Below are 19,073 nucleotides of genomic sequence, written 5' to 3'. Positions count from 1 at the left end.
GGTGAGCATGACAATTCTGGAACGCCGTGACGCCGGGGCCATCGCATATCTGCGGATGAACGCGCCCGAGCGGCTGAATGCGCTGAGCGAGGAGATGCTGGACGCCTTGCAGGCCACGCTGGACGACCTGAAGGCCGACCGATCGATCCGCGTTGTGGTCCTGTCGGGCGCGGGCAAGGCCTTTTGCGCCGGGCATGACCTGAAACAGATGCAGGCCGGACGCCAGGCCGAGGATGGCGGGCGGGCCTATTTCCAGGACCTGTTCGACCGGTGCGCGCGGATGATGCAATCGATCCGCGCCCTGCCCCAGCCGGTCATCGCCCAGGTGCATGGCATCGCCACGGCCGCTGGCTGCCAGCTGGTTGCGACATGCGACCTGGCCGTTGCGGCCGAGGGCACGCGGTTCGGGGTCAATGGCGTCAACATCGGGCTGTTCTGTTCGACTCCCATGGTTGCCCTGTCGCGTAACATTACACCCAAGAAAGCTTTCGAAATGCTGACCACCGGCGGGTTTGTCGAAGCTGCCGAGGCCGAGCGCCTGGGGCTGATCAACCGCGTGGCGCCGGTCGACGGGCTGGACGATGCCACCCGGGCCCTGGCTGAAACCCTGGCGGCCAAGCTGGGTGCAGCCGTGTCAATTGGCAAGGAAGCCTTTTACAAACAGGCGCTTATGCCCCTGGATGAGGCCTATGCCTATACTGGACAGGTGATGGCCGAGAACATGCTGTTGAAGGACACGGCCGAAGGCATCGCGGCCTTCATCGAGAAACGTCCGCCCGACTGGCAGCAATGACATCACAATGACCCAGCCGGAAATGGATTGTTTCCATTTCGGCGCTGTCGAATCTGGCAAGTTTATGGCAAAAGATGGCCAAGGGCGCCTGGGGCACCCGGTACTGTCTCGGGGTCGCCGTGGCCCCAATGTCCCTCCAGCCGGACTCTCTCCCGGTCGACAGCACTGCCACGGCGACCCGGACCCTCCTCTTCCACGTTAACGTCCTGTTTGCGATTGGCATGTTAGCCTGGCGTCGCGGCGCACGTTGCAAAGGCGCGCGGCGCATTCTACATGCCGTCCATGACAGAGATCCTTCATATCGTCGGCGGCGGCATGGCCGGTTCCGAGGCGGCCTGGCAGGCCGCGCACCAGGGCATTCGCGTGGTCCTGCACGAAATGCGGCCCAAGGTTGAAACCTTTGCCCATCGCACCGGGCACCTGGGCGAGATGGTCTGTTCCAATTCCTTCCGCTCGGATGATGACGAACAGAACGCCGTCGGCCTGTTGCACTGGGAAATGCGCGAGGGTGGCGGGCTGATCATGTCCACCGCAGATACCCATCGGCTGCCTGCCGGTGGCGCGCTGGCGGTCGATCGCGATCCCTTTGCCGAGACGGTTACCGCCCGGCTGACCGCGCTCGACAATGTCGATGTGTCTTATGAAGAAGTGTCCGAACTGCCCGACCAGGGCCATTGGATTTTTGCCACCGGCCCTCTGACCTCGCCCACCCTGGGCCAGGCCATTGCGACCGAGACCGGGGCCGATGCGCTGGCCTTTTTCGATGCCATCGCGCCGATCGTCTATGCCGAGAGCATCGACATGTCGAAAGCCTGGATGCAATCGCGCTATGACAAGGGCGAGACCGAGGAAGAGCGCACGGCTTACCTGAATTGCCCGATGGATCGTGAAACCTATGAGGCTTTCATCGACGCGCTGCTTACGGCCGACAAGACCGAGTTCCACGACGGTGAGACGGCCGGCTATTTCGACGGTTGCCTGCCGATCGAGGTGATGGCCGAACGCGGTCGCGAGACCCTGCGCCACGGGCCGATGAAGCCCGTGGGCCTGACCAATCCGCATCAGCCCGACGTCAAGGCCCATGCCATCGTGCAGCTGCGCCGCGACAACAAGCTGGGCACGCTGTTCAACATCGTGGGCTTTCAGACCAAGATGAAATATGGCGCCCAGACCGACGTGTTCCGCATGATCCCGGGGCTGGAAAACGCCAGTTTCGCCCGGCTGGGGGGTATTCACCGCAATACCTTCCTGAACAGCCCGACCTTGCTGGACGACCAGATGCGGCTGCGGTCGCGGCCGAACATCCGGTTTGCCGGCCAGGTCACCGGGGTCGAAGGTTATGTCGAAAGCGCGGCGATGGGGTTGCTGGCCGGGCGCATGGCCGCGGCCGAGCTGCACGGCGGATCGCTGCCGCCACCGCCACCGACCACGGCCTCGGGTGCGTTGATCACCCACATCACCGGCGGGGCCGAGGCCAAGACGTTCCAGCCGATGAACGTGAACTTCGGCCTGTTTCCGCCGGTCGAAGGGCTGCGCGGCGGGCGGCGCGGGCGCAAGGATCGGTACAAGGCCTATACCGACCGGGCCAAGCTTGACTGGGCGCGCTGGTTGTCGTTTCAAGAGACACACGCCTGACGTGTTGCCGGCCGGGCGCTGCACGGAGGCCGGTATTTCAACGGCCGGTGCCGGATCATTTCGGCCCGGGCGCGGCAGGACCCGGCCGGTGCAGGCCGACCATCACGACCCGTAACGAGGACACCTCTTGCTTTATCTTCTTGCCATCCTCCTTCCGCCGCTGGCGATCCTGCTGTCGGGTTGGGTGATCACCGGCATCATCGTCCTGATCATCTGGGTGCCGGCGATCATCCTGTCGGGCGGGCTGACCCATCCGATGTTCATCATCCTGGCCTGGTTGATGATCCACCAGGCCAAGGTGCGGCGCGAGCCTTGAGAGCTGGCGCGGCGGGGTAAACCCCGCCCTACACGAATCTCCTGGCCCATGCGATGAGCAGCCATGTTCACCACACGATTTGCCCCGTCGCCCACCGGGCCTCTGCACCTGGGCCATGCCTATTCCGCCTGTCTGGCCCATGACATGGCCCGGGCTGCGGGCGGTGTATTCTTGCTGCGCATCGAGGATATCGACCGCTCGCGCGCGCGCCCGGAATGGGAAACACGGATCCACGACGACCTGCGCTGGCTGGGCCTGGACTGGCCCGAGCCGGTCATGCGGCAGTCAGACCGGGGGCCAGCCTATGACGCGGCGCTGGAGCGGCTGGGCGACATGGGGCTGACCTATCCCTGCCGCTGTCGGCGGGCCGATATCGAGGCCGCAGCTGGGGCGCCGCAGGAAGGCGTGCCGCAATTCGGCCCCGACGGGCGCATCTATTCCGGCACCTGTCGCCACAGGCCCATGGCCGAGCGTGGACCGTCAGATGTCATCCGCCTGAACATGCGTCGCGCAGCCGACCGCCTGCCCGCGCCGCGCTTTGTCGAAACCGGGCCCGAGCATGCAGGCACCCATGACATAGACCCGATGGCCCTGACACGCAGCATCGGCGACCCGATCCTGGCCCGGCGCGACATGGCCGGATCGTACCACCTGTCGGTGGTTGTCGATGATGCCGCACAGAGCGTCACCCATGTCATCCGGGGCGCTGACCTCTTCGAGGCCACCGCCCTGCATGTTGCCCTGCAGATGCTGCTGGGCCTGCCCGTGCCCAGCTATCACCACCACCGGCTGATCCGCGACGACGCCGGCAAACGCCTGGCCAAGCGCGATGACGCCAGGGCGATTTCAAGATACCGCGACGAAGGTCTGACACCCGAAGACATCCGCCGGATGGTCGGACTGTAGCCCTCGCCGGTTAACAGAGCGTTCTCAGATGTCGGTCATCGGCGCCATCAGCTCGATTTCCGCACCGTCCTTCACGGAGGTATAGAAACAGCTGCGCCGGTTCGTGTGGCAGGCCGGCCCGGTCTGGTTGACCAGCACCAGCAGGCAATCGCGATCACAATCCACCCTGAAATCAACAAGTTCCTGCACGTGGCCCGAACTTTCGCCCTTGATCCAGAACGACTGGCGCGAGCGCGACCAATAGGTCACCCGCCCGGTCTGCAACGTCTTTTCGACGGCTTCGGCGTTCATCCAGGCCATCATCAGGACCTCGCCGCTGGTCGCGTCCTGGGCAATGGCGGGGATCAGCCCGGCGTCGTTATAGACCAGCGAGGCGGCGGAGAAGCTCATGGCAAGACCCTTGTGTTGCATGGGAGGCGCGCCCTATCTATGGGGAACGCTACCAGAGGGGAAGCCATGTCTGGCGATACGGACCTGATCAAGCTTTATTCCGCGCGGATCCTGGATCTGGCCGCCGAGATCCCGCACCTGGGGCGTCTCGATGCGCCGGATGCCAGCGTCAAGCGCCGCTCGCCGTTGTGCGGGTCGACCGTGACGGTCGATCTGCGGGTCGCGGACGGCAAGATCGCCGAGTTCGCCCAGGACGTGAAGGCCTGTGCCCTGGGCCAGGCCGCCGCCTCGGTTGTCGGCGACGCGGCGATCGGCTGTACCCGCGAGCAGATCGAAACCGCGCGTGACCAGCTCAAGGCCATGCTGAAATCCGAAGGCCCCGCGCCCGAGGCGCCCTTTGACGGGCTGGATGTCCTGCTGCCCGCACGCGATTACAAGAACCGCCATGCCTCGATCCTGCTGACGCTGGAGGCCACGGCCGAGGCGATGGAACAGGCCGAACAGGCCAATTGCGCCTGACGGATCTGCGCCCTACCCCATTGATCAGAAATGAAAAAACCGCCGCTCATCCGGGCGGGATGGCGGCGGTCAAGTGTGCGGGTCTCATGCGGGTGGCGCCGGTCAGGGACAGAGGCACGCCCTGAGAGGGTCGACAGGCAAGTCACCCTCGGCATCGGTTTGGGACAGGATGCGGATGGGCGCCGGCACGAGCTCGCAGGCAGAAACGGTTCTGGTCAGGCGATCAGCGGCAGGTGCAGACCGACAAGCAGGATTACCACCAGGGCCGACAATCCGGCCACATCCTGGGCCAGCGTGGCATGAGAGCGCAGAAGCGTGTCCTTGAGATCCTTGAGCATGTCGGTGGTCCCTGTGAGGTGCTGGTTAAGGTTTTGTTGACCCTTTGTTCTCATATTGGGTGGCGCAAAGCAAGAACTAAATGAGAACATCGGAGAACATATAGGAACACCGTTGGAACATGCGGGATGTCCTCGGCGGAACTTGAAAGGGAAATCAATGAGTTGAACGAGAACACGCCGCCGCCGCAGGGCGCGGAAAAAGTGACGTAGGGGTATGCATGCGACCCATTGGCGCGAGTCGCCCGGGCGCGGTCACCCGACGGTGATCAGGCGGATGGCCTCGTCCTGCCGCATCAGCCAAAGCAACAGCCGCGCGGCCTTGCCCCGGGGTGTTTCCAGCGTCGGATCTTCGGCCAACAGCTTGCGCGCATCGGATTGGGCCACGGCCATCAGCCCGGCCTGCCGTTCGATATCAGCCACCTGAAAGACCGGCAGGCCCGATTGCGCGGTCCCGATCAGGTCACCGGCGCCGCGCATCTGCAGATCGGTCTCGGCAATGCGAAACCCGTCCTCGGATTCGCGCAGGACTTCGAGCCGCTTGCGCCCGGCCTCGTTCAATGGAGCGCGGTACATCAGCAGGCAGGTCGAAGCCGCCTCGCCCCGGCCCACGCGGCCGCGCAGCTGGTGCAATTGCGCCAGGCCGAATGTCTCGGCCCGCTCGATGACCATGATCGTGGCGTTGGGCACGTTCACCCCGACCTCGATCACCGTGGTCGCAACCAGAACCTGCGTCTGCCCGGCCTGGAAATCGGCCATGGCGGCGTCCTTGTCCGCCGGAGGCATCTGACCGTGAACCAGCCCGACGACGCCTTCGCCAAGCGCCGCGCGCAGCAGCTTGAACCGTTCCTCGGCGGCGGTGAGGTCCATGACCTCGCTTTCCTCGACCAGCGGGCAGACCCAATAACATTGCCGGCCTTCCGCGATGGCCCGGCGCAGATGGTCGATGACCTCTTCCATCCGACTGTCGCCGATGACCGCCGTGCGCACCGGTTTGCGCCCCGGCGGTTTTTCGTCCAGCAGGCTGACCTCCATGTCGCCATATTGGGCCAGGGCCAGCGAGCGCGGGATCGGGGTGGCGGTCATCACCAGAACATCCGCCGCCTGTCCTTTTTTGGACAGTTCCAGCCGCTGGCGCACGCCGAACCGGTGCTGTTCGTCGACGATGGCCAGCCGCAAATCGGCAAAGGCCACATCGGCCTGGAACACCGCATGGGTGCCCACAAGAATGGCAATCTCGCCCGAGGCCAGCGCGTCGAGCTTGGCGCGCCGATCTGCGCCCTTGTCGCGGCCGGTCAGGATCTCCAGCCGGACACCGGCGCTTTCGGCCAGGGGCTGCAACCCTTCAAGATGTTGGCGCGCAAGGATTTCCGTCGGCGCCATCAACACACCCTGGCCGCCGGCCTCGACCGCGACCAGCAGCGCCATGAAGGCCACCAGCGTCTTGCCCGCACCCACGTCCCCCTGCAGCAACCGGTTCATCCGCTGCGGGCGGGCCATGTCGGCGGCGATTTCCTCGACCGCGCGCGCCTGGGCACTTGTCGGGCTGTAGGGCAAAGCGGCCAGAACACGCGCCTGAAGTGCGCCGTTTCCTTGGGTAATCAATCCCTTGCGCCGGCGATCGCGCTGCCGCGCCAGGGCAAGGGTCAATTGATGCGCCATCAACTCGTCATAGGCCAGCCGCTGGCGCGCCGGGGCTTCCAACGCCAGGTCGGCCGGGTGTTCCGGCGCATGGGATGTGCGGGCCGCGACCTCCCAATCGGGCCAGCCAGCCGTGGATTTCTGGCCCGCATCGATCCATTCCGGCAGGCTCGGCACCCGGGCCAGCACGGAACGGGTCGCCCGAAACATCACCTTTTGCGTGACGCCGGCCGTCAACGGATAGACCGGCTCTGTCTCGGGGATGTCGCTGGCCTCATCGAGCGCGACGGCATGATCGGGATGCACCATCTGCGCCATGCCGTCGAACAGTTCGACCTTGCCCGACACCAGGCGCACCGCGCCTTCGGGCAGGATGCGCTTGAGATATTCGGCGCGGGCATGAAAGAACACCAGCTGGAATTCCGTTTCGGCATCGCTGACATGGATGCGATAGGCCCCGCCGCGGCTGCGCGAGGGCCGATGCGCGCCGACGGTGACCTGCACCGTCAGCACCATGGGCAGTTCGGCATCCTTGATCGACGCGCGCCGGCGCCGGTCGACCAGGTTGTATGGCAAGGTAAACAACAGATCACGCGGCCGTTCGATCCGCATCTGGCCGAGGTGCTTGGCGATTTTCGGCCCGACCCCGTCCAGCGTTTCCAGCTCGGCGAACAGCGGGAAGAGCGGCTCTGGCCGGCCGGTCATGACGCGCCGATCAGGGCCAGCCAGCCGTCTTCGTCCAGCGTCTGAATGCCCAGGTCGGCCGCTTTCTTGGCCTTTGAACCGGCGCCCGGGCCCGCGACCAGGATGTCGGTCTTGGCGCTGACCGATCCGGTGACCTTGGCGCCAAGCGCCTCGGCGCGGGCCTTGGCCTCGGCGCGGGTCATCTTTTCCAGGGTGCCGGTGAAGACAACCGTCTTGCCCGCGACCGGGCTGCCGGCGTCGCGGGTCTCGGGCGCGATGGGCGTGAGGTGGTCCAGCAGGCGATCCATCGCGGCGCGTTCGTCGGGGTTGGCAAAGGCGTCGGACAGCGACAGGGCCATGGTCGGGCCGATGCCGTCGGCGCCGATCAGGTCGGCCCAGACCTCGGTCGCCTCGGTCGGAACATCACAGTCGGCCTCGGCGCGCGACCGGGCCTCCGCCAGCTTGGCGCGGCGCCCTTCGGCGGCGGCCGTGGCGCGCTCGGCCTCGGCGGCCTTGTCGGCCGCGCGATGGGCCAGCGCCGCCGGCCGCGCAATATCCAGCGCCTGGGCCATGGACTCCCACGTCAGGAAATGCCGGGCCAGGTCCTGAGCCGCCACTTCGCCGACATGACGGATACCAAGGCCGAAGATCAACCGCGCGAGGGGAATTTCCCTTTTTTCTTCAATAGCCTGAAACAGGTTCTTCGCACTTGTCTCACCCCAGCCATCGCGGTTGGCCAGCTTGGTCAGGTTGGCCTTGTCGCGGCTCTGCAGGGTGAAGATGTCAGCCGGTTCCTTCACTGGCAATTGGTCGTCGCCGTAAAAGGCCTCGACCTGCCTGGCGCCAAGGCCTTCGATGTCAAACGCCTGGCGCGACACGAAATGCTTCAGTTTTTCAACGGCTTGAGCGGCACATATCAGCCCCCCGGTGCAACGGCGGATGGCATCACCTTCCTCGCGGACCGCCGGGCTGCCGCAGATCGGGCAACATTCGGGGAAGACGTAAGGCACCGCCTCGGCCAGGCGGCGCGACAGGTCGACATCGGCGACCTTCGGAATGACATCCCCCGCGCGATAGACCTGCACCCAGTCGCCGGCGCGGATATCCTTGCCACCGCGGATCTCGTTGCCCGACGCGTCGCGGCCGGCAATGTAGTCTTCGTTGTGCAGCGTGGCGTTGGACACGACCACCCCGCCGACGGTCACCGGCGTCAGCCGGGCCACCGGGCTCAGCGCACCGGTCCGGCCGACCTGGATGTCGATGGCTTCGAGCCAGGTCCAGGCCAGCTCGGCCGGGAACTTGTGGGCAATCGCCCAGCGGGGCGTGGTGGAGCGGAACCCGAGCCGGGATTGCAAGGCCAAGTCATCGACCTTGTAGACCACGCCGTCGATATCATAGCCAAGCGTGGCACGCTGTTCCTCGATCGCCCGGTAATGGGCCAGCATCTCGGCCGGCCCGTCACAGCGACGCGTCAGGGGATTGGTCGAAAACCCAAGGGCTTGCAGGCGGTCGATGGCACCGGATTGCGTATCTGCCAGCGGCGCGGACAGCTCCCCCCAGGCATAGGCAAAGAACCGCAGCGGTCGGGCCCGGGTGATCGCCGCATCCAGCTGGCGCAACGAACCGGCGGCTGCATTGCGCGGGTTGGCAAAGGTCTTTTGCCCGGCCTCGGCCTGGCGGGCGTTCAGCGCCGCGAAATCCTCGTGCGACATGTAGACCTCGCCGCGCACTTCGAGCACCTCGGGCGCGTCGGTCAGCGCGACGGGAATATCGTCGATGGTGCGGGCATTTGCGGTGACGTTCTCGCCAACCTCGCCGTCACCCCGTGTCGCGGCCTGGACCAGTTTGCCCCGTTCATAGCGCAGTGACAGCGACAGCCCGTCGATCTTGGGCTCGGCCGTATAGGCCAGCGGCGCCTCCGCCCCGAGGCCCAGATACTTGCGGATCGACGTGTCGAAATCGGCAATGTCGTCATCGGCAAAGGCATTGGCCAGCGACATCATCCGAACGCTGTGCGCGATCTTGGCAAAGCCTTCGGCCGGCGCTGCGCCGACCTGGTCGGACGGGCTGTCATCGCGCTTCAGCCCGGGAAACCGCGCCTCGATGTCCGCATTGCGGATCTTCAGCGCATCATATTCCGCATCCGCGATCTCGGGCGCGTCGTCCTGGTGATAGGCCGTGTTGGCCCGGTTCAATATCGCGGCCAGCCGCGCCAGTTCGGCCCTTGCCTCAGCTTCGGTCAGCGTGTCGACCGTTACCCCATCGTTCATACCAGCGCCCCCGGTCTAGGATCGGCACAAGGTTTAGTGCGCCCTCCTTCCGGGGTCCAGATGTCCGGCGGCCTCACGTGACGGCTTGTGCGGCCGATTGCTGCCGCCGGGCAGCTGGCGTCAGGCGCCGATGGCGATCTGCGGACCGTTCAGCGGGTCCTCCTGCGGGTCGCGCAGCACGTAGCCGCGGCCCCAGACTGTCTCGATATAGTTCTCGCCTTCCGTCGCGCGGCTGAGCTTCTTGCGCAATTTGCAGATGAAGACATCGATGATCTTCAATTCCGGCTCGTCCATTCCGCCGTACAGATGATTGAGGAACATCTCTTTCGTCAGGGTCGTGCCCTTGCGCAGGCTCAGCAATTCCAACATCTGGTATTCCTTGCCGGTCAGGTGAACCGGCTGGCCATCGGCCTCGACCGTCTTGGCATCGAGATTGACAGAAATCTTGCCGGTGCGGATGACAGATTGCGAATGACCCTTCGACCGCCGGATGATCGCATGGATGCGCGCGACCAGTTCCTCGCGGTGGAACGGCTTGGTCAGGTAATCGTCGGCGCCAAAGCCGAAACCCTTGATCTTGTTCTCGGTATCGTCCTCGCCCGACAGGATCAGGATCGGCGTGTCGATCCGCGACATGCGCAGCTGGCGCAACACCTCGTGGCCGTTCATGTCGGGCAGGTTCAAATCCAGCAGGATCAGGTCGTAATCGTAAAGCTTGGCCAGGTCGATCCCTTCCTCCCCCAGGTCCGTCGCATAGACGTTCAGGTTGGCATGGGTCAGCATCAGCTCGATGCTTTTCGAAGTTGTTGGATCGTCTTCAACCAAGAGCACACGCATCATGGGTCTCCGCAAGGGTTCTGTTTCTGTCGCATGGAAGACTGACCAATAAAGGTTAATCGCACGTTACCATTGTCAACATTGTCGCAAAACAACTTAAGGTTGTCTATACTTTTTCAGGGCCGTGGCTTTCAGCGCCTCTTCCCCGTGGTTTGCGACCGCACTGACCCAGGAGAGGAATTCCTCTTCCGACAATGCATATCTGTCCAATGCGTCCTTTTGCGAAATCAGTCCGTAGAGGACCCCCCGGACAACCGCCGCCTTGCGCGACGCCACCCAACGCGTGGTGTTCTCCGGCGGAAGATCCGCCCGTGTCATGATCGTGCCATCCGGCAAGGTCACGGCCCGGGGGCCGTCGACTTTCTTGAGAAACATGGTCTTTACCTTCGCGTGTCCATGCAGGGACTTTCCGTGAACGGACTTAACGTGCCGTGAAGGCGTGCCTTGCGAGTGTGTCGGATTTTCCTATATTCACCGCATTCACCCCCCTCACAGGACGGCATCCATGGCTCTCGACACGCCTCAGACGAATTCATTGGGCTTTGCCAAGGCCCCCGCCGACACCCGCGTGGTCGTGGCCATGTCCGGCGGCGTGGACAGCTCGGTCGTGGCGGCCTACCTGGCCGACCAGGGCTATGACGTGGTGGGCGTGACGCTGCAGCTTTACGACCATGGCGCGGCCCTGGCCAAGAAGGGCGCCTGCTGTGCGGGCATCGACATCCATGATGCCCGGCGGGTCGCCGAAGAGCGCGGCTTTCCCCACTATGTCCTTGATTATGAAAACATCTTCAAGGATGCGGTGATCGACGAATTCGCCGACAGCTACCTGGCCGGGGCCACCCCCGTGCCGTGCATCCGCTGCAATGAACGGGTCAAGTTCAAGGACCTGCTGGAAACCGCGCGCGACCTCGATGCCGATTGCATGGCCACCGGCCATTACATCCAGCGCAAGATGGGCCCCGACGGCCCCGAACTGCATTGCGCCGAAGATGCCACCCGCGACCAATCCTACTTTCTGTTCTCGACCACGCCGGAACAGCTCGACTTTCTGCGATTCCCCCTGGGCCACCTGCCGTCCAAGGATGCCACCCGCACGATGGCCGCCGAATACGGGCTGAGCGTGGCCGACAAGCCCGACAGCCAGGACATCTGTTTCGTGCCCAACGGCGATTATGCCTCGGTCATCGAGAAACTGCGCCCCGGCGCGGCGGAACCGGGCCAGATCGTGCATGTCGACGGCCGGGTGCTGGGCCAGCACACCGGGGTCATCCATTACACCATCGGCCAGCGCCGCGGCCTGGGCATCGGCGGGCTGACCGAACCGCTTTACGTGGTCCGGCTGGATGTCGACGCGCGCCAGGTCGTTGTCGGCCCGCGCGACCTGCTGGCCACCCGCGTCGTCCCCGTGCGCGAGATCAACTGGCTGGGCAACGCGCCCTTCACCTCGCGCGAGGAATGGCATGTGTCGGTCAAGGTCCGCTCGACCCGCCCCCCGCGCGAAGCCATCCTGCGCCCGCTGACCGACACCACGGCCGAGGTCGAGCTGCTGTCGCCCGAGGATGGCGTCAGCCCGGGCCAGGCCTGCGTGTTCTACGAAACCGGGGGCAGCCGCATCTTTGGCGGTGGCTGGATCTGGAAGGGCTGAGCGCTCAGATCGCGTCGGTCGGCGTGTCGAGAAGGATGTAGAGCCCGGCCAGGATCATCGCCACCGGCCCGGAGAAATCCAGCCAGCGCTGATCCTGCAGCCAGGGCCGCAGGCGCAGGGCCAGCACATCCAGCGCCAGCGCGGTGAGGGCAATGGCCGTCAGCCCGCCCAGAACGGCCGGCAGCCGCAGGTCGGAATGTTCCTCGGCGAAGAACGGCGTCAGCACGGCCAGCGTGTCGACCGACAGCGCACAGAACAGCACCATCGTCGAGGCCAGCGAGACATGGCGTTCCTCGCCGCCCGTCTCCCGCCCACGCAGCATCCGGGCCAGGTCGACCAGGCCAAAGACCAGCACCGGCCAGCCCAGCCAGCCTTCCGAGGCCAGCACCCGGTCGGCCCCGATCCCCAGCACGAGCGACAGGCCCAGCACCAGCAGCAGCGACAGCGTGTAGGAAGCCACCACGGCCCGCCGGTCGGGGCCCAGGCTCATGCCGATGGCCACGGCCAGGTTGCCGAGCGAGGTCAGAAGGACGGTCATGAAGAGCGTCCCGAAGGCCAGAAAGGCGCCCAAGGTTCAGATCCGGTCCAGAACGGCCCGCGCCGCCCGAGAGCCGGGCGGCTCGCCGCCCCGGCCGAGCCGGTCCATCGTCAGGGCCATGGCTGCCTTCTGCGCCGCCGGATCGTCCAGCACCTGGCGCAGGATCGGCGTGACATGCTCCGGCGCGCAGCGCGGGCCGAGGGCCTCGGGCACCACCCGCGTCTCGCTCACCAGGTTCACCAGCGTCACCGTGTCCAGCAGCGCCATGCGCGACACGATCTCCCAGGTCAGCCGGTTCATCCCGTAGGCAATCGCCATCGGCGTGCCCTGCGCCGCCAGCTCCAGCGACACCGTCCCCGATGCCGCCAATGCCGCCTGCGACGCCGCAAAGGCCGCCCGCTTGCGTGCCTGCACCCGGTCGTTGTCCAGCCCCCGGGGATCCAGGATCAGCGGCTGCTGCACCCAGTCGGCCGTCAGCGCCCGCAGCCTGTCGGCCTGGGGCCCTGTCGTCGGCAGGATCAGCCGCAGGTCGGGCCGCTCGGCCAGGATCGGTTCCAGGGCCTTGCCGAAGACCGGCGCATGGCGCGCGACCTCGCCGCCCCGCGACCCGGGCAGCACCGTCAGCAGCGGCGCATCGCCCAGCCCGTGTTCCGCCCGAAAGGCCGCCACCTCCGCCGGCCCGGCCACGGCTTCGGTCGAGACCGGATGACCCACGAAATCACAGGCCATGCCCGCCGCTTCCATGTACGGCGGCTCGAAGGGCAGCAGGGCCAGAACGTGGTCGATCACCCGGGCCATCTTGGCCGCCCGGCCCGGCCGCCAGGCCCAGACCGACGGCGCCACGTAATGCACCGTGCGCAAAGCCATCCGCGCCTTGGCCCGCCGTGCCACGCGCAGGCAGAAATCGGGGCTGTCGATGGTGATCAGCACATCCGGCCGCCCCGTGACCACCGCCTCGGCCGTCTCGTCGATGCGCCGCATCAGGTGGCGCAGCCCGGGCAGGATCTCGGCAATGCCCATCACGCTGAGTTCCTGCATCGGAAAGCGGCTGGACAGCCCCTGGGCTTCCATCTCGGGCCCGCCGATGCCGTCGAACCGCACGTCGGGCCGCAACGCCCGCAGCCCGGCCATCAGCGCCCCGCCCAGCCGGTCGCCGGACGGCTCGCCGGCGATGATGAAGACCCGCATCAGGCCCGCTCCCGGACCCAGAGATACATGCCCCGGTCGTCGCAGGCCGCGATGACCTGTTCGCGGTGCAGCACCATCACCCCGCCGGCCTCGACGACAATGCCGGTCAGCCCGGCCTCGGCCACGGCCTCGACGGTCTTGGGCCCGATGATCGGCAGATCGGCCCGCCGGTCCTGGGTCGGCTTGGGTGCCTTGAACAGCAGCCCGCCCTTGCGGCTGCCATCGGCCCCTCCATCGGGCCGCCGGCGCAGCGACCGCAGCATCCAGTCGGTGCCATAGATCCCCTCGATCGACAGCGCCTGGCCGCGCCAGACCGCGCAGGCCTGGCCGATATCGGCCCCGGCCATGGCCTCGACGATGGCCTGGCCCCGGGCGGCATCCTTGCGCGCCTTGTCGTCGGGCTGGGCGGCGGTGGGAATGCCCGCCGGCGGCAGCAGGTCGGGCGCGATCTCATGGGCCGCGCGCACAGCGAACCCGGCCTGTTCCAGCACGGCGATGGCCGCCCGCAGGGCGCCGTCATCGCTGGCCGCCAGGGCCTTCTTGACCGTCGGCAGATAGGGCATGGTGGCCAGGTCGATGGCCAGCGGGTTGATCTGCGGCCGGCGGATGCCCCCGGCAAAGCAGATCTCGGTCACCCCGTCGCGGCGCAGCTGTTTCAGCACCGATCCCAGCTTTTCCAGCCGGAACACCCGGTCGACCTCGACCCCATCGGGCCGGAAGCCCTGCAGCGACAGGATCATCGGCCGGCTGGGCAGCCGCTCGACCAGGGCCGCGGGCAAGGCGCCTTCTCCGGCGATGAGCGCCAGCATGGTTTACCTCGGGGTGAGGAAGGACCGGTCGGTCGCGCCGAGAATGAACTCGACGATCTCGCGCACCTGGTCGGACTGGTAGGTCTCGGCCACCTTCTGGGCCCGCTCCTGAAAGCTGCCGCCCTCGGCGCCGAGATCGCGGAAGGCCGCGCGCAGAGCGTGGATATCCTCGCGCGGGAGACCCCGGCGTTTCAGGCCGACAAGGTTCAGCCCTTCCAGCCCGGCCCGCTCGCCCTGGACCAGGCCATAGGGGATCACGTCGCGTTCCACGCCGCTCATGCCGCCGATCATAGCGCCACGGCCGACGCGCACGAACTGGTGCAGGGCCGACATGCCGCCGATGATCGCATCGTCACCGATGATGCAATGGCCGCCCATCACCGCCTGGTTGACGATGATCACCCGGTTGCCGACATGGCAATCATGGGCCACGTGGCAGCCGGCCATCAGCAGGCAATCATCGCCCACGCGGGTCAGCCCGCCCCCGCCGGCCGTGCCGGCATTGATCGTCACATGTTCGCGGATGCGGTTGCGTTCGCCGACCTCGACCCGCGTCTGTTCACCCGAGAATTTCAGATCCTGCGGGATCTCGCCCAGCACGGCCCCGGGGAACACCTGGGTGCCCGCGCCGATGCTGGTCAAGCCGGTGACCACGACATGGCTGCGCAATTCCACCCCGTCGCCCAGCGTGACATCGGGCCCGACATGGCAGAACGGGCCGATCCGGACATCGGCGCCGATCCGGGCACCTTCCTCGATCACGGCGCTGGGGTGAATGTCGCTCATCGCGTCTCTCTCACTTGAGGTCCAGCATGGCGGCGATCTCGGCCTCGGCGGCCACTTCGCCTTCGACCAGCGCACGGCCGGCAAACCGCCACATCTTGCCGCCCGGCTTGCCGCGCAGGGTCTTGATTTCCAGCTCGACAACATCGCCCGGCACGACCTTGCGCCGGAACTTGCACTTGTCGATGGACATGAAATAGATCAGCGCCTCGCGGTCGACCAGGTCACCGCCCACGCCGATCATCACACCGGCCGTCTGGCCCATCGCCTCGACAAGGGTCACGCCCGGCATGATCGGCGTTCCGGGGAAATGGCCCTGGAAATGCGGCTCGTTCATGGTGACGTTCTTGATGCCCCGGGCCGAGTTGGTCCCGTCGATATCGACCACCTTGTCCACCAGCAGAAACGGGTAGCGGTGGGGCAGGATGCGCTGGATCAGGGTAATGTCGGCGGACTTCAGTTCGGCACTCATGGGCTGGCTCTTGCTCTTGCGTTCGCCGGTCTGCCTAGCAATCCCCGCCCGGATGGGCAAGCGCCTCAGGGCTCTTGCGGCGCGGTTCCCGGTGTCGCATCGCCCTGGGGCGGTGTTTCAGAGCCATCCTCGGGCGCCGTCTCGGGGGTGGTTTCGGGCGTTTGCCCGGTCATGGCGTCCGGCGCAGGTCCGGCGCTGCCGTCCTCCGCCGTGCCACCCGGTGCCACCTCGGGCGCGGACAGGCCGTCACCGATGGCCGCGTCGATATGCTGGATGGCCAGGTCGGTGATGTCGCTGGCATTCGAGCTGAAGAACACCGATCCGCGTTCCAGGATCACGCTGGCCCCGGCATCATACATGATCTGGCCCAGCACCGGCCGCGCGGCCGACAGAAAGGCCACCCGGTCGGCATCGGTGCGCTCGGTCAGGGCCCGGGCCTTGGCATCCTGCTCGCGCCGGATGCGCTGGACCTTGACGTCGAATTCATCGGCCAGAACGCGGAACTGATCAGCCGGCAGGCTGGCCCGCCGGTCGGTCAAGGATTGCTCTTCCTCGGTCAGGTCGGCTTCGATCCGGCGGTTCTCGGCGGCCAGTTCGACGCCTGCCGCCTCGATCTCTTCGGCCAGCCGCCGGCCAAAGGCGCTTTCGGCAAAGAACCGCTCGCTGTCGATGGTCAGGATCGGCGTGACCGGCGCATTGCTGGCCCCGTTGAACGGCAGGGGGTCCAGGCCCTGGGCCACCGCCGGCATGCCACCAACGCCGCCAAGCGTCAGGACCAGGGCCAGGGTTGCCCCCAGCCCCGCGCCACGCAGCGGCGCCGGGGCCAAAGCCGGGATCATGCGCCGCCGCCCCATGGCCGGCCTAGAACTGGGCCGACAGAGTGAAGTTGAAGAACGTGTCCTTGTCGTAGGTCTGCTTGACCAGCGCCTCGGTGAAATCGAAGCGCAGCGGGCCGATGGCCGTGTCCCACAGGAACGAGAACCCGACGACATGGCGGAACGACCCGCCCTCGCCCACGATCGTCGAACCGGCGGTATCCGCCCCCGACAGGCCCCACAGGTTGCCCACGTCGTAGAACACCGCGCCGCGCAGGCCGATTTCCTCGGGCAGACCCAGCGGGAACTGGGCCTCGAACCGGGCCACGGTGTAGAAGTTGCCGCCAAGCGCGTCGTCGACGCCGCCGGTCTGGTCACGCGGGCCGATCCCGGCCGGGTCAAAGCCCCGGAAGATGCTCGGCCCCAGCACGAACCGGTCCAGCGACCGGCTGGCGTGATCGCTCTGCCAGCTCAGCGCGCCGCCTTCCAGCGTGGCCTGCAGCACGACCTCTTCGCTCAGCACGCGGGTCTGGGCCACGGCCTTGCCGGTCGTCTTGATATAGGTGTTGTCGCCACCCACCCCGGCAAATTCCGACCCCAGTTCCAGCAGCACGCCGGCATTGGGGTTCAGGCCCGTGCGGCGGGTGTCGTAGCTGTAGGTCAGGCCCACGGCCGAGGACACCTTGGACCCCTGCGCGATCTCGGACGAGATCACCGGCCCGGCGGCATCGTCGGAATTGGTCAGCATGCGCGAATTGTCGTAGGAATAGCGCACGTTCAGCCGGCCATTGTCGCTGACCGGGAAGGTCAGGCCCGTCGAGAAGAACAGCGCCTCGGTGTCATAGGACACAAAGGACGAATCCGTCTCGGTATAGGCCACGTCGAAATCATAGCGCAGCTCGCGGCCCAGCAGGTACGGTTCGGAGAAACCGAAGGTATAGGCCTGGGCATCGGTTGCCGTCGAGATATCCAGGTTCAGCCGCTGGCCACGGCCCAGGAAGTTGTTCTCGCTCAGGCCGATGGCCACACCGACACCGGAGTTGACCGAGTAGGAACCGCCCAGCGACAGCTGGCCGGTGGGCTGTTCCTCGACGTCGACATCGACGATCACGCGGTCGGGCGTGGTGCCCTCGCGGGTGTTGACCTCGGCCTCCGAGAAGAACCCGAGCGCGCGGATGCGTTCGGCCGCCTCGCGCACTTCGCGCGGGTTGAACGGGTCGCCCTCGACGATGCGGAACCGCTGGCGGATCACCCGGTCGAGCGTGGTCGTGTTGCCCTCGATGTCGATGCGTTCGATGAAGACGCGCGGGCCCTTGACCAGGGCAAATTCCACGTCGAGCGTCTGGTCGGCATCGTTGCGCGCGATGCGCGGCTCGACCCGCAGGAAGTCGATGCCCTTGCGGATGGCCAGACGTTCCTGGCGCTCGATCGAGCTTTCGATCAGGGTCGGCGAATAGACCACGCCCGGCTTGATCTTGAGCGCATCCTGGAAATCGGCGGCATCGACACCGGCCATTTCCGACACGGTCGAGACATTGCCGAACTTGAACTGCTGACCTTCCTGGACGTTGAACACCAGGAAGAAGGCATCGCGTTCGCGGGCGAATTCGACGTTGGACGACAGGATCTGGAAATCGACAAAGCCGCGGGACAGGTAGAAATCGCGCAGCAGCTGCTTGTCGAACTCGATCCGGTCCTCGACCAGCGTGTCGCCGCGCAGGAAGGTGCGCAGGATGGTGGCCTGCTTGGTTTCCAGCACGCCGCGCAGGCGACGTTCGGTGAAGAACCGGTTGCCCACGAAGGACACGCGCTCGATCTCGATGGTGGACCCTTCCGAGATCTCGAACACCAGGTCGACGCGGTTGTCGGACCGGCGGATGATGCGCGGGGTGACCACGGCGCCGACCCGGCCGGTCTGGCTGTAGGCCTCGGCGATCAGCTCGGCATCGGCCTCGGCCTGCTGCGGGCTGAACACCCGGCGCGACGAGGACGAGATCAGCGCGCCCAGGTCGTCGTCCTTGAGGCGCCGGTTGCCTTCAAAGCTGATCTGGTTGATCGTCGGATATTCCTCGACCCGGATCAGCAGCGTGCCGCCCTGGGGCACGAATTCGACGGTCTCGAAGATGCCGCTGTCGGTCACCCGGCGATAGGCGTCATTCAGCTGGCCGGCCGAGATCGACGTGCCGGGTTCGATCCCGGCATAGGACAGGATCGTCGCGCTCTGGATGCGCTGGTTTCCCTCGACCTGAAAGCTGTTGAACACAAAGTTCTGAGCCATCGCCGCGGGCGCCGCACACAGCGCCCAGGCAGCAATCAGACCCGAAGAAGCAACTCGACAAACATACGACATATAGCCCCCGTCATCCCTTGTAGCGCGAGATGTTCGGGTAGTTTTCCCCAAACCCATCCGTCCGACCCAATTCTCAGCAGATATTGAAGACCTGACTATCGGGATTGATCTGGCTTGTCAAAAGCCGAAAAACGCCTGTTCGGGCGA

General features: G+C 66.1%; 19 protein-coding genes. 6 read left to right on the top strand and 13 right to left on the bottom strand.

The genetic code is table 11. From position 1 onward, the window contains the following. Positions 1–7: 7 nt before the first annotated feature. From ACK3BB_RS13455 to gluQRS, 4 genes are all read left to right on the top strand, one after another. Entirely contained in the window at positions 8–793 is a 786-nt protein-coding gene (locus ACK3BB_RS13455; RefSeq protein ID WP_428925157.1) for an enoyl-CoA hydratase, read from the top strand. A 282-nt stretch (positions 794–1,075) separates the two neighbouring features. Next, entirely contained in the window at positions 1,076–2,428 is a 1,353-nt protein-coding gene (gene trmFO / locus ACK3BB_RS13450) for a methylenetetrahydrofolate--tRNA-(uracil(54)-C(5))-methyltransferase (FADH(2)-oxidizing) TrmFO (RefSeq protein WP_428925156.1), read from the top strand. A gap of 127 nt (positions 2,429–2,555) precedes the next feature. Continuing rightward, positions 2,556–2,744, top strand: coding sequence for a hypothetical protein (locus ACK3BB_RS13445; protein WP_428925155.1), 189 nt, complete (start codon positions 2,556–2,558; stop codon positions 2,742–2,744). A 63-nt stretch (positions 2,745–2,807) separates the two neighbouring features. Next, positions 2,808–3,650 (top strand): tRNA glutamyl-Q(34) synthetase GluQRS, encoded by an 843-nt coding sequence (gene gluQRS / locus ACK3BB_RS13440; protein WP_428925154.1) that lies wholly within the window; start codon positions 2,808–2,810, stop codon positions 3,648–3,650. Between the two features lie 24 nt (positions 3,651–3,674). Here gluQRS and hisI read toward each other — a convergent pair whose 3' ends face one another. Further along, positions 3,675–4,040, bottom strand: a complete 366-nt coding sequence (gene hisI, locus ACK3BB_RS13435) for a phosphoribosyl-AMP cyclohydrolase (RefSeq protein ID WP_428925153.1) — start codon at positions 4,038–4,040, stop codon at positions 3,675–3,677. Between the two features lie 66 nt (positions 4,041–4,106). Here hisI and ACK3BB_RS13430 point away from each other — a divergent pair, with 66 nt between their 5' ends. After that, complete coding sequence (locus ACK3BB_RS13430; protein ID WP_428925152.1) at positions 4,107–4,559, top strand: iron-sulfur cluster assembly scaffold protein; 453 nt, start codon at positions 4,107–4,109, stop codon at positions 4,557–4,559. Between the two features lie 215 nt (positions 4,560–4,774). Here the strand turns inward: ACK3BB_RS13430 and ACK3BB_RS13425 are convergent, their stop codons facing one another. The 5 genes from ACK3BB_RS13425 to ACK3BB_RS13405 all read right to left on the bottom strand — a co-directional run bounded on the left by ACK3BB_RS13425 (position 4,775) and on the right by ACK3BB_RS13405 (position 10,701). Beyond that, complete coding sequence (locus ACK3BB_RS13425; RefSeq protein WP_428925151.1) at positions 4,775–4,897, bottom strand: hypothetical protein; 123 nt, start codon at positions 4,895–4,897, stop codon at positions 4,775–4,777. A gap of 252 nt (positions 4,898–5,149) precedes the next feature. After that, complete coding sequence (recG, locus tag ACK3BB_RS13420; RefSeq protein WP_428925150.1) at positions 5,150–7,240, bottom strand: ATP-dependent DNA helicase RecG; 2,091 nt, start codon at positions 7,238–7,240, stop codon at positions 5,150–5,152. Further along, the gene (gene ligA, locus ACK3BB_RS13415) at positions 7,237–9,489 is read right to left on the bottom strand and encodes an NAD-dependent DNA ligase LigA (RefSeq protein ID WP_428925149.1); all 2,253 of its coding nucleotides are present in this window, start codon (positions 9,487–9,489) and stop codon (positions 7,237–7,239) included. Before ligA ends, recG begins: the two co-directional genes overlap by 4 nt. Before the next feature lie 120 nt (positions 9,490–9,609). After that, the gene (ctrA, locus tag ACK3BB_RS13410) at positions 9,610–10,326 is read right to left on the bottom strand and encodes a response regulator transcription factor CtrA (protein WP_428925148.1); all 717 of its coding nucleotides are present in this window, start codon (positions 10,324–10,326) and stop codon (positions 9,610–9,612) included. Between the two features lie 96 nt (positions 10,327–10,422). Next, positions 10,423–10,701: a DUF1153 domain-containing protein gene (locus tag ACK3BB_RS13405; protein ID WP_428925147.1), complete on the bottom strand. Its 279-nt coding sequence runs from the start codon at positions 10,699–10,701 to the stop codon at positions 10,423–10,425. A 130-nt stretch (positions 10,702–10,831) separates the two neighbouring features. On the opposite strand from ACK3BB_RS13405, the gene mnmA reads away from it, so the two are divergent. Then, positions 10,832–11,971 carry a tRNA 2-thiouridine(34) synthase MnmA gene (gene mnmA, locus ACK3BB_RS13400; RefSeq protein ID WP_428925146.1) on the top strand — a complete coding sequence of 380 codons (1,140 nt, stop codon included), beginning with the start codon at positions 10,832–10,834 and terminating at the stop codon, positions 11,969–11,971. Positions 11,972–11,975: 4 nt separating this feature from the next. On the opposite strand, the gene ACK3BB_RS13395 is transcribed toward mnmA, so the two are convergent. From ACK3BB_RS13395 to bamA, 7 genes are all read right to left on the bottom strand, one after another. After that, a complete protein-coding gene (locus tag ACK3BB_RS13395; RefSeq protein ID WP_428925145.1) occupies positions 11,976–12,509 on the bottom strand; it encodes a hypothetical protein in 534 nt (177 codons plus the stop codon). 36 nt (positions 12,510–12,545) lie between these two features. Beyond that, positions 12,546–13,697, bottom strand: a complete 1,152-nt coding sequence (gene lpxB, locus ACK3BB_RS13390) for a lipid-A-disaccharide synthase (RefSeq protein ID WP_428925144.1) — start codon at positions 13,695–13,697, stop codon at positions 12,546–12,548. Beyond that, positions 13,697–14,506: an LpxI family protein gene (locus ACK3BB_RS13385; RefSeq protein ID WP_428925143.1), complete on the bottom strand. Its 810-nt coding sequence runs from the start codon at positions 14,504–14,506 to the stop codon at positions 13,697–13,699. The genes lpxB and ACK3BB_RS13385 overlap by 1 nt, the downstream gene beginning before the upstream one ends. A gap of 3 nt (positions 14,507–14,509) precedes the next feature. Beyond that, the gene (lpxA, locus tag ACK3BB_RS13380; protein WP_428925142.1) at positions 14,510–15,292 is read right to left on the bottom strand and encodes an acyl-ACP--UDP-N-acetylglucosamine O-acyltransferase; all 783 of its coding nucleotides are present in this window, start codon (positions 15,290–15,292) and stop codon (positions 14,510–14,512) included. Positions 15,293–15,302: 10 nt separating this feature from the next. Next, positions 15,303–15,761, bottom strand: coding sequence for a 3-hydroxyacyl-ACP dehydratase FabZ (gene fabZ, locus ACK3BB_RS13375; RefSeq protein WP_428925141.1), 459 nt, complete (start codon positions 15,759–15,761; stop codon positions 15,303–15,305). A 65-nt stretch (positions 15,762–15,826) separates the two neighbouring features. Next, the gene (locus ACK3BB_RS13370; protein ID WP_428925140.1) at positions 15,827–16,600 is read right to left on the bottom strand and encodes an OmpH family outer membrane protein; all 774 of its coding nucleotides are present in this window, start codon (positions 16,598–16,600) and stop codon (positions 15,827–15,829) included. A gap of 22 nt (positions 16,601–16,622) precedes the next feature. After that, a complete protein-coding gene (gene bamA, locus ACK3BB_RS13365; RefSeq protein ID WP_428925139.1) occupies positions 16,623–18,983 on the bottom strand; it encodes an outer membrane protein assembly factor BamA in 2,361 nt (786 codons plus the stop codon). Between the last annotated feature and the right edge of the window lie 90 nt (positions 18,984–19,073).

Origin of the sequence: Marinibacterium sp. SX1 (assembly GCF_050389775.1) — a bacterium.
Classification (GTDB): Bacteria; Pseudomonadota; Alphaproteobacteria; order Rhodobacterales; family Rhodobacteraceae; genus Marinibacterium.
The sequence above is the reverse complement of the archived record's forward strand: the minus strand, read 5'-3'. Positions and strand labels throughout refer to the sequence as shown.

Coding starts and splice junctions, on each gene's coding strand:
- ACK3BB_RS13455 (WP_428925157.1), top strand. CDS start 8: ATGACAATTCTGGAACGCCGTGACGCCGGGGCCATCGCATATCTGCGG.
- trmFO (WP_428925156.1), top strand. CDS start 1,076: ATGACAGAGATCCTTCATATCGTCGGCGGCGGCATGGCCGGTTCCGAG.
- gluQRS (WP_428925154.1), top strand. CDS start 2,808: ATGTTCACCACACGATTTGCCCCGTCGCCCACCGGGCCTCTGCACCTG.
- hisI (WP_428925153.1), bottom strand. CDS start 4,040: ATGAGCTTCTCCGCCGCCTCGCTGGTCTATAACGACGCCGGGCTGATC.
- ACK3BB_RS13430 (WP_428925152.1), top strand. CDS start 4,107: ATGTCTGGCGATACGGACCTGATCAAGCTTTATTCCGCGCGGATCCTG.
- ACK3BB_RS13425 (WP_428925151.1), bottom strand. CDS start 4,897: ATGCTCAAGGATCTCAAGGACACGCTTCTGCGCTCTCATGCCACGCTG.
- recG (WP_428925150.1), bottom strand. CDS start 7,240: ATGACCGGCCGGCCAGAGCCGCTCTTCCCGCTGTTCGCCGAGCTGGAA.
- ligA (WP_428925149.1), bottom strand. CDS start 9,489: ATGAACGATGGGGTAACGGTCGACACGCTGACCGAAGCTGAGGCAAGG.
- ctrA (WP_428925148.1), bottom strand. CDS start 10,326: ATGCGTGTGCTCTTGGTTGAAGACGATCCAACAACTTCGAAAAGCATC.
- ACK3BB_RS13405 (WP_428925147.1), bottom strand. CDS start 10,701: ATGTTTCTCAAGAAAGTCGACGGCCCCCGGGCCGTGACCTTGCCGGAT.
- mnmA (WP_428925146.1), top strand. CDS start 10,832: ATGGCTCTCGACACGCCTCAGACGAATTCATTGGGCTTTGCCAAGGCC.
- ACK3BB_RS13395 (WP_428925145.1), bottom strand. CDS start 12,509: ATGACCGTCCTTCTGACCTCGCTCGGCAACCTGGCCGTGGCCATCGGC.
- lpxB (WP_428925144.1), bottom strand. CDS start 13,697: ATGCGGGTCTTCATCATCGCCGGCGAGCCGTCCGGCGACCGGCTGGGC.
- ACK3BB_RS13385 (WP_428925143.1), bottom strand. CDS start 14,506: ATGCTGGCGCTCATCGCCGGAGAAGGCGCCTTGCCCGCGGCCCTGGTC.
- lpxA (WP_428925142.1), bottom strand. CDS start 15,292: ATGAGCGACATTCACCCCAGCGCCGTGATCGAGGAAGGTGCCCGGATC.
- fabZ (WP_428925141.1), bottom strand. CDS start 15,761: ATGAGTGCCGAACTGAAGTCCGCCGACATTACCCTGATCCAGCGCATC.
- ACK3BB_RS13370 (WP_428925140.1), bottom strand. CDS start 16,600: ATGATCCCGGCTTTGGCCCCGGCGCCGCTGCGTGGCGCGGGGCTGGGG.
- bamA (WP_428925139.1), bottom strand. CDS start 18,983: ATGGGTTTGGGGAAAACTACCCGAACATCTCGCGCTACAAGGGATGAC.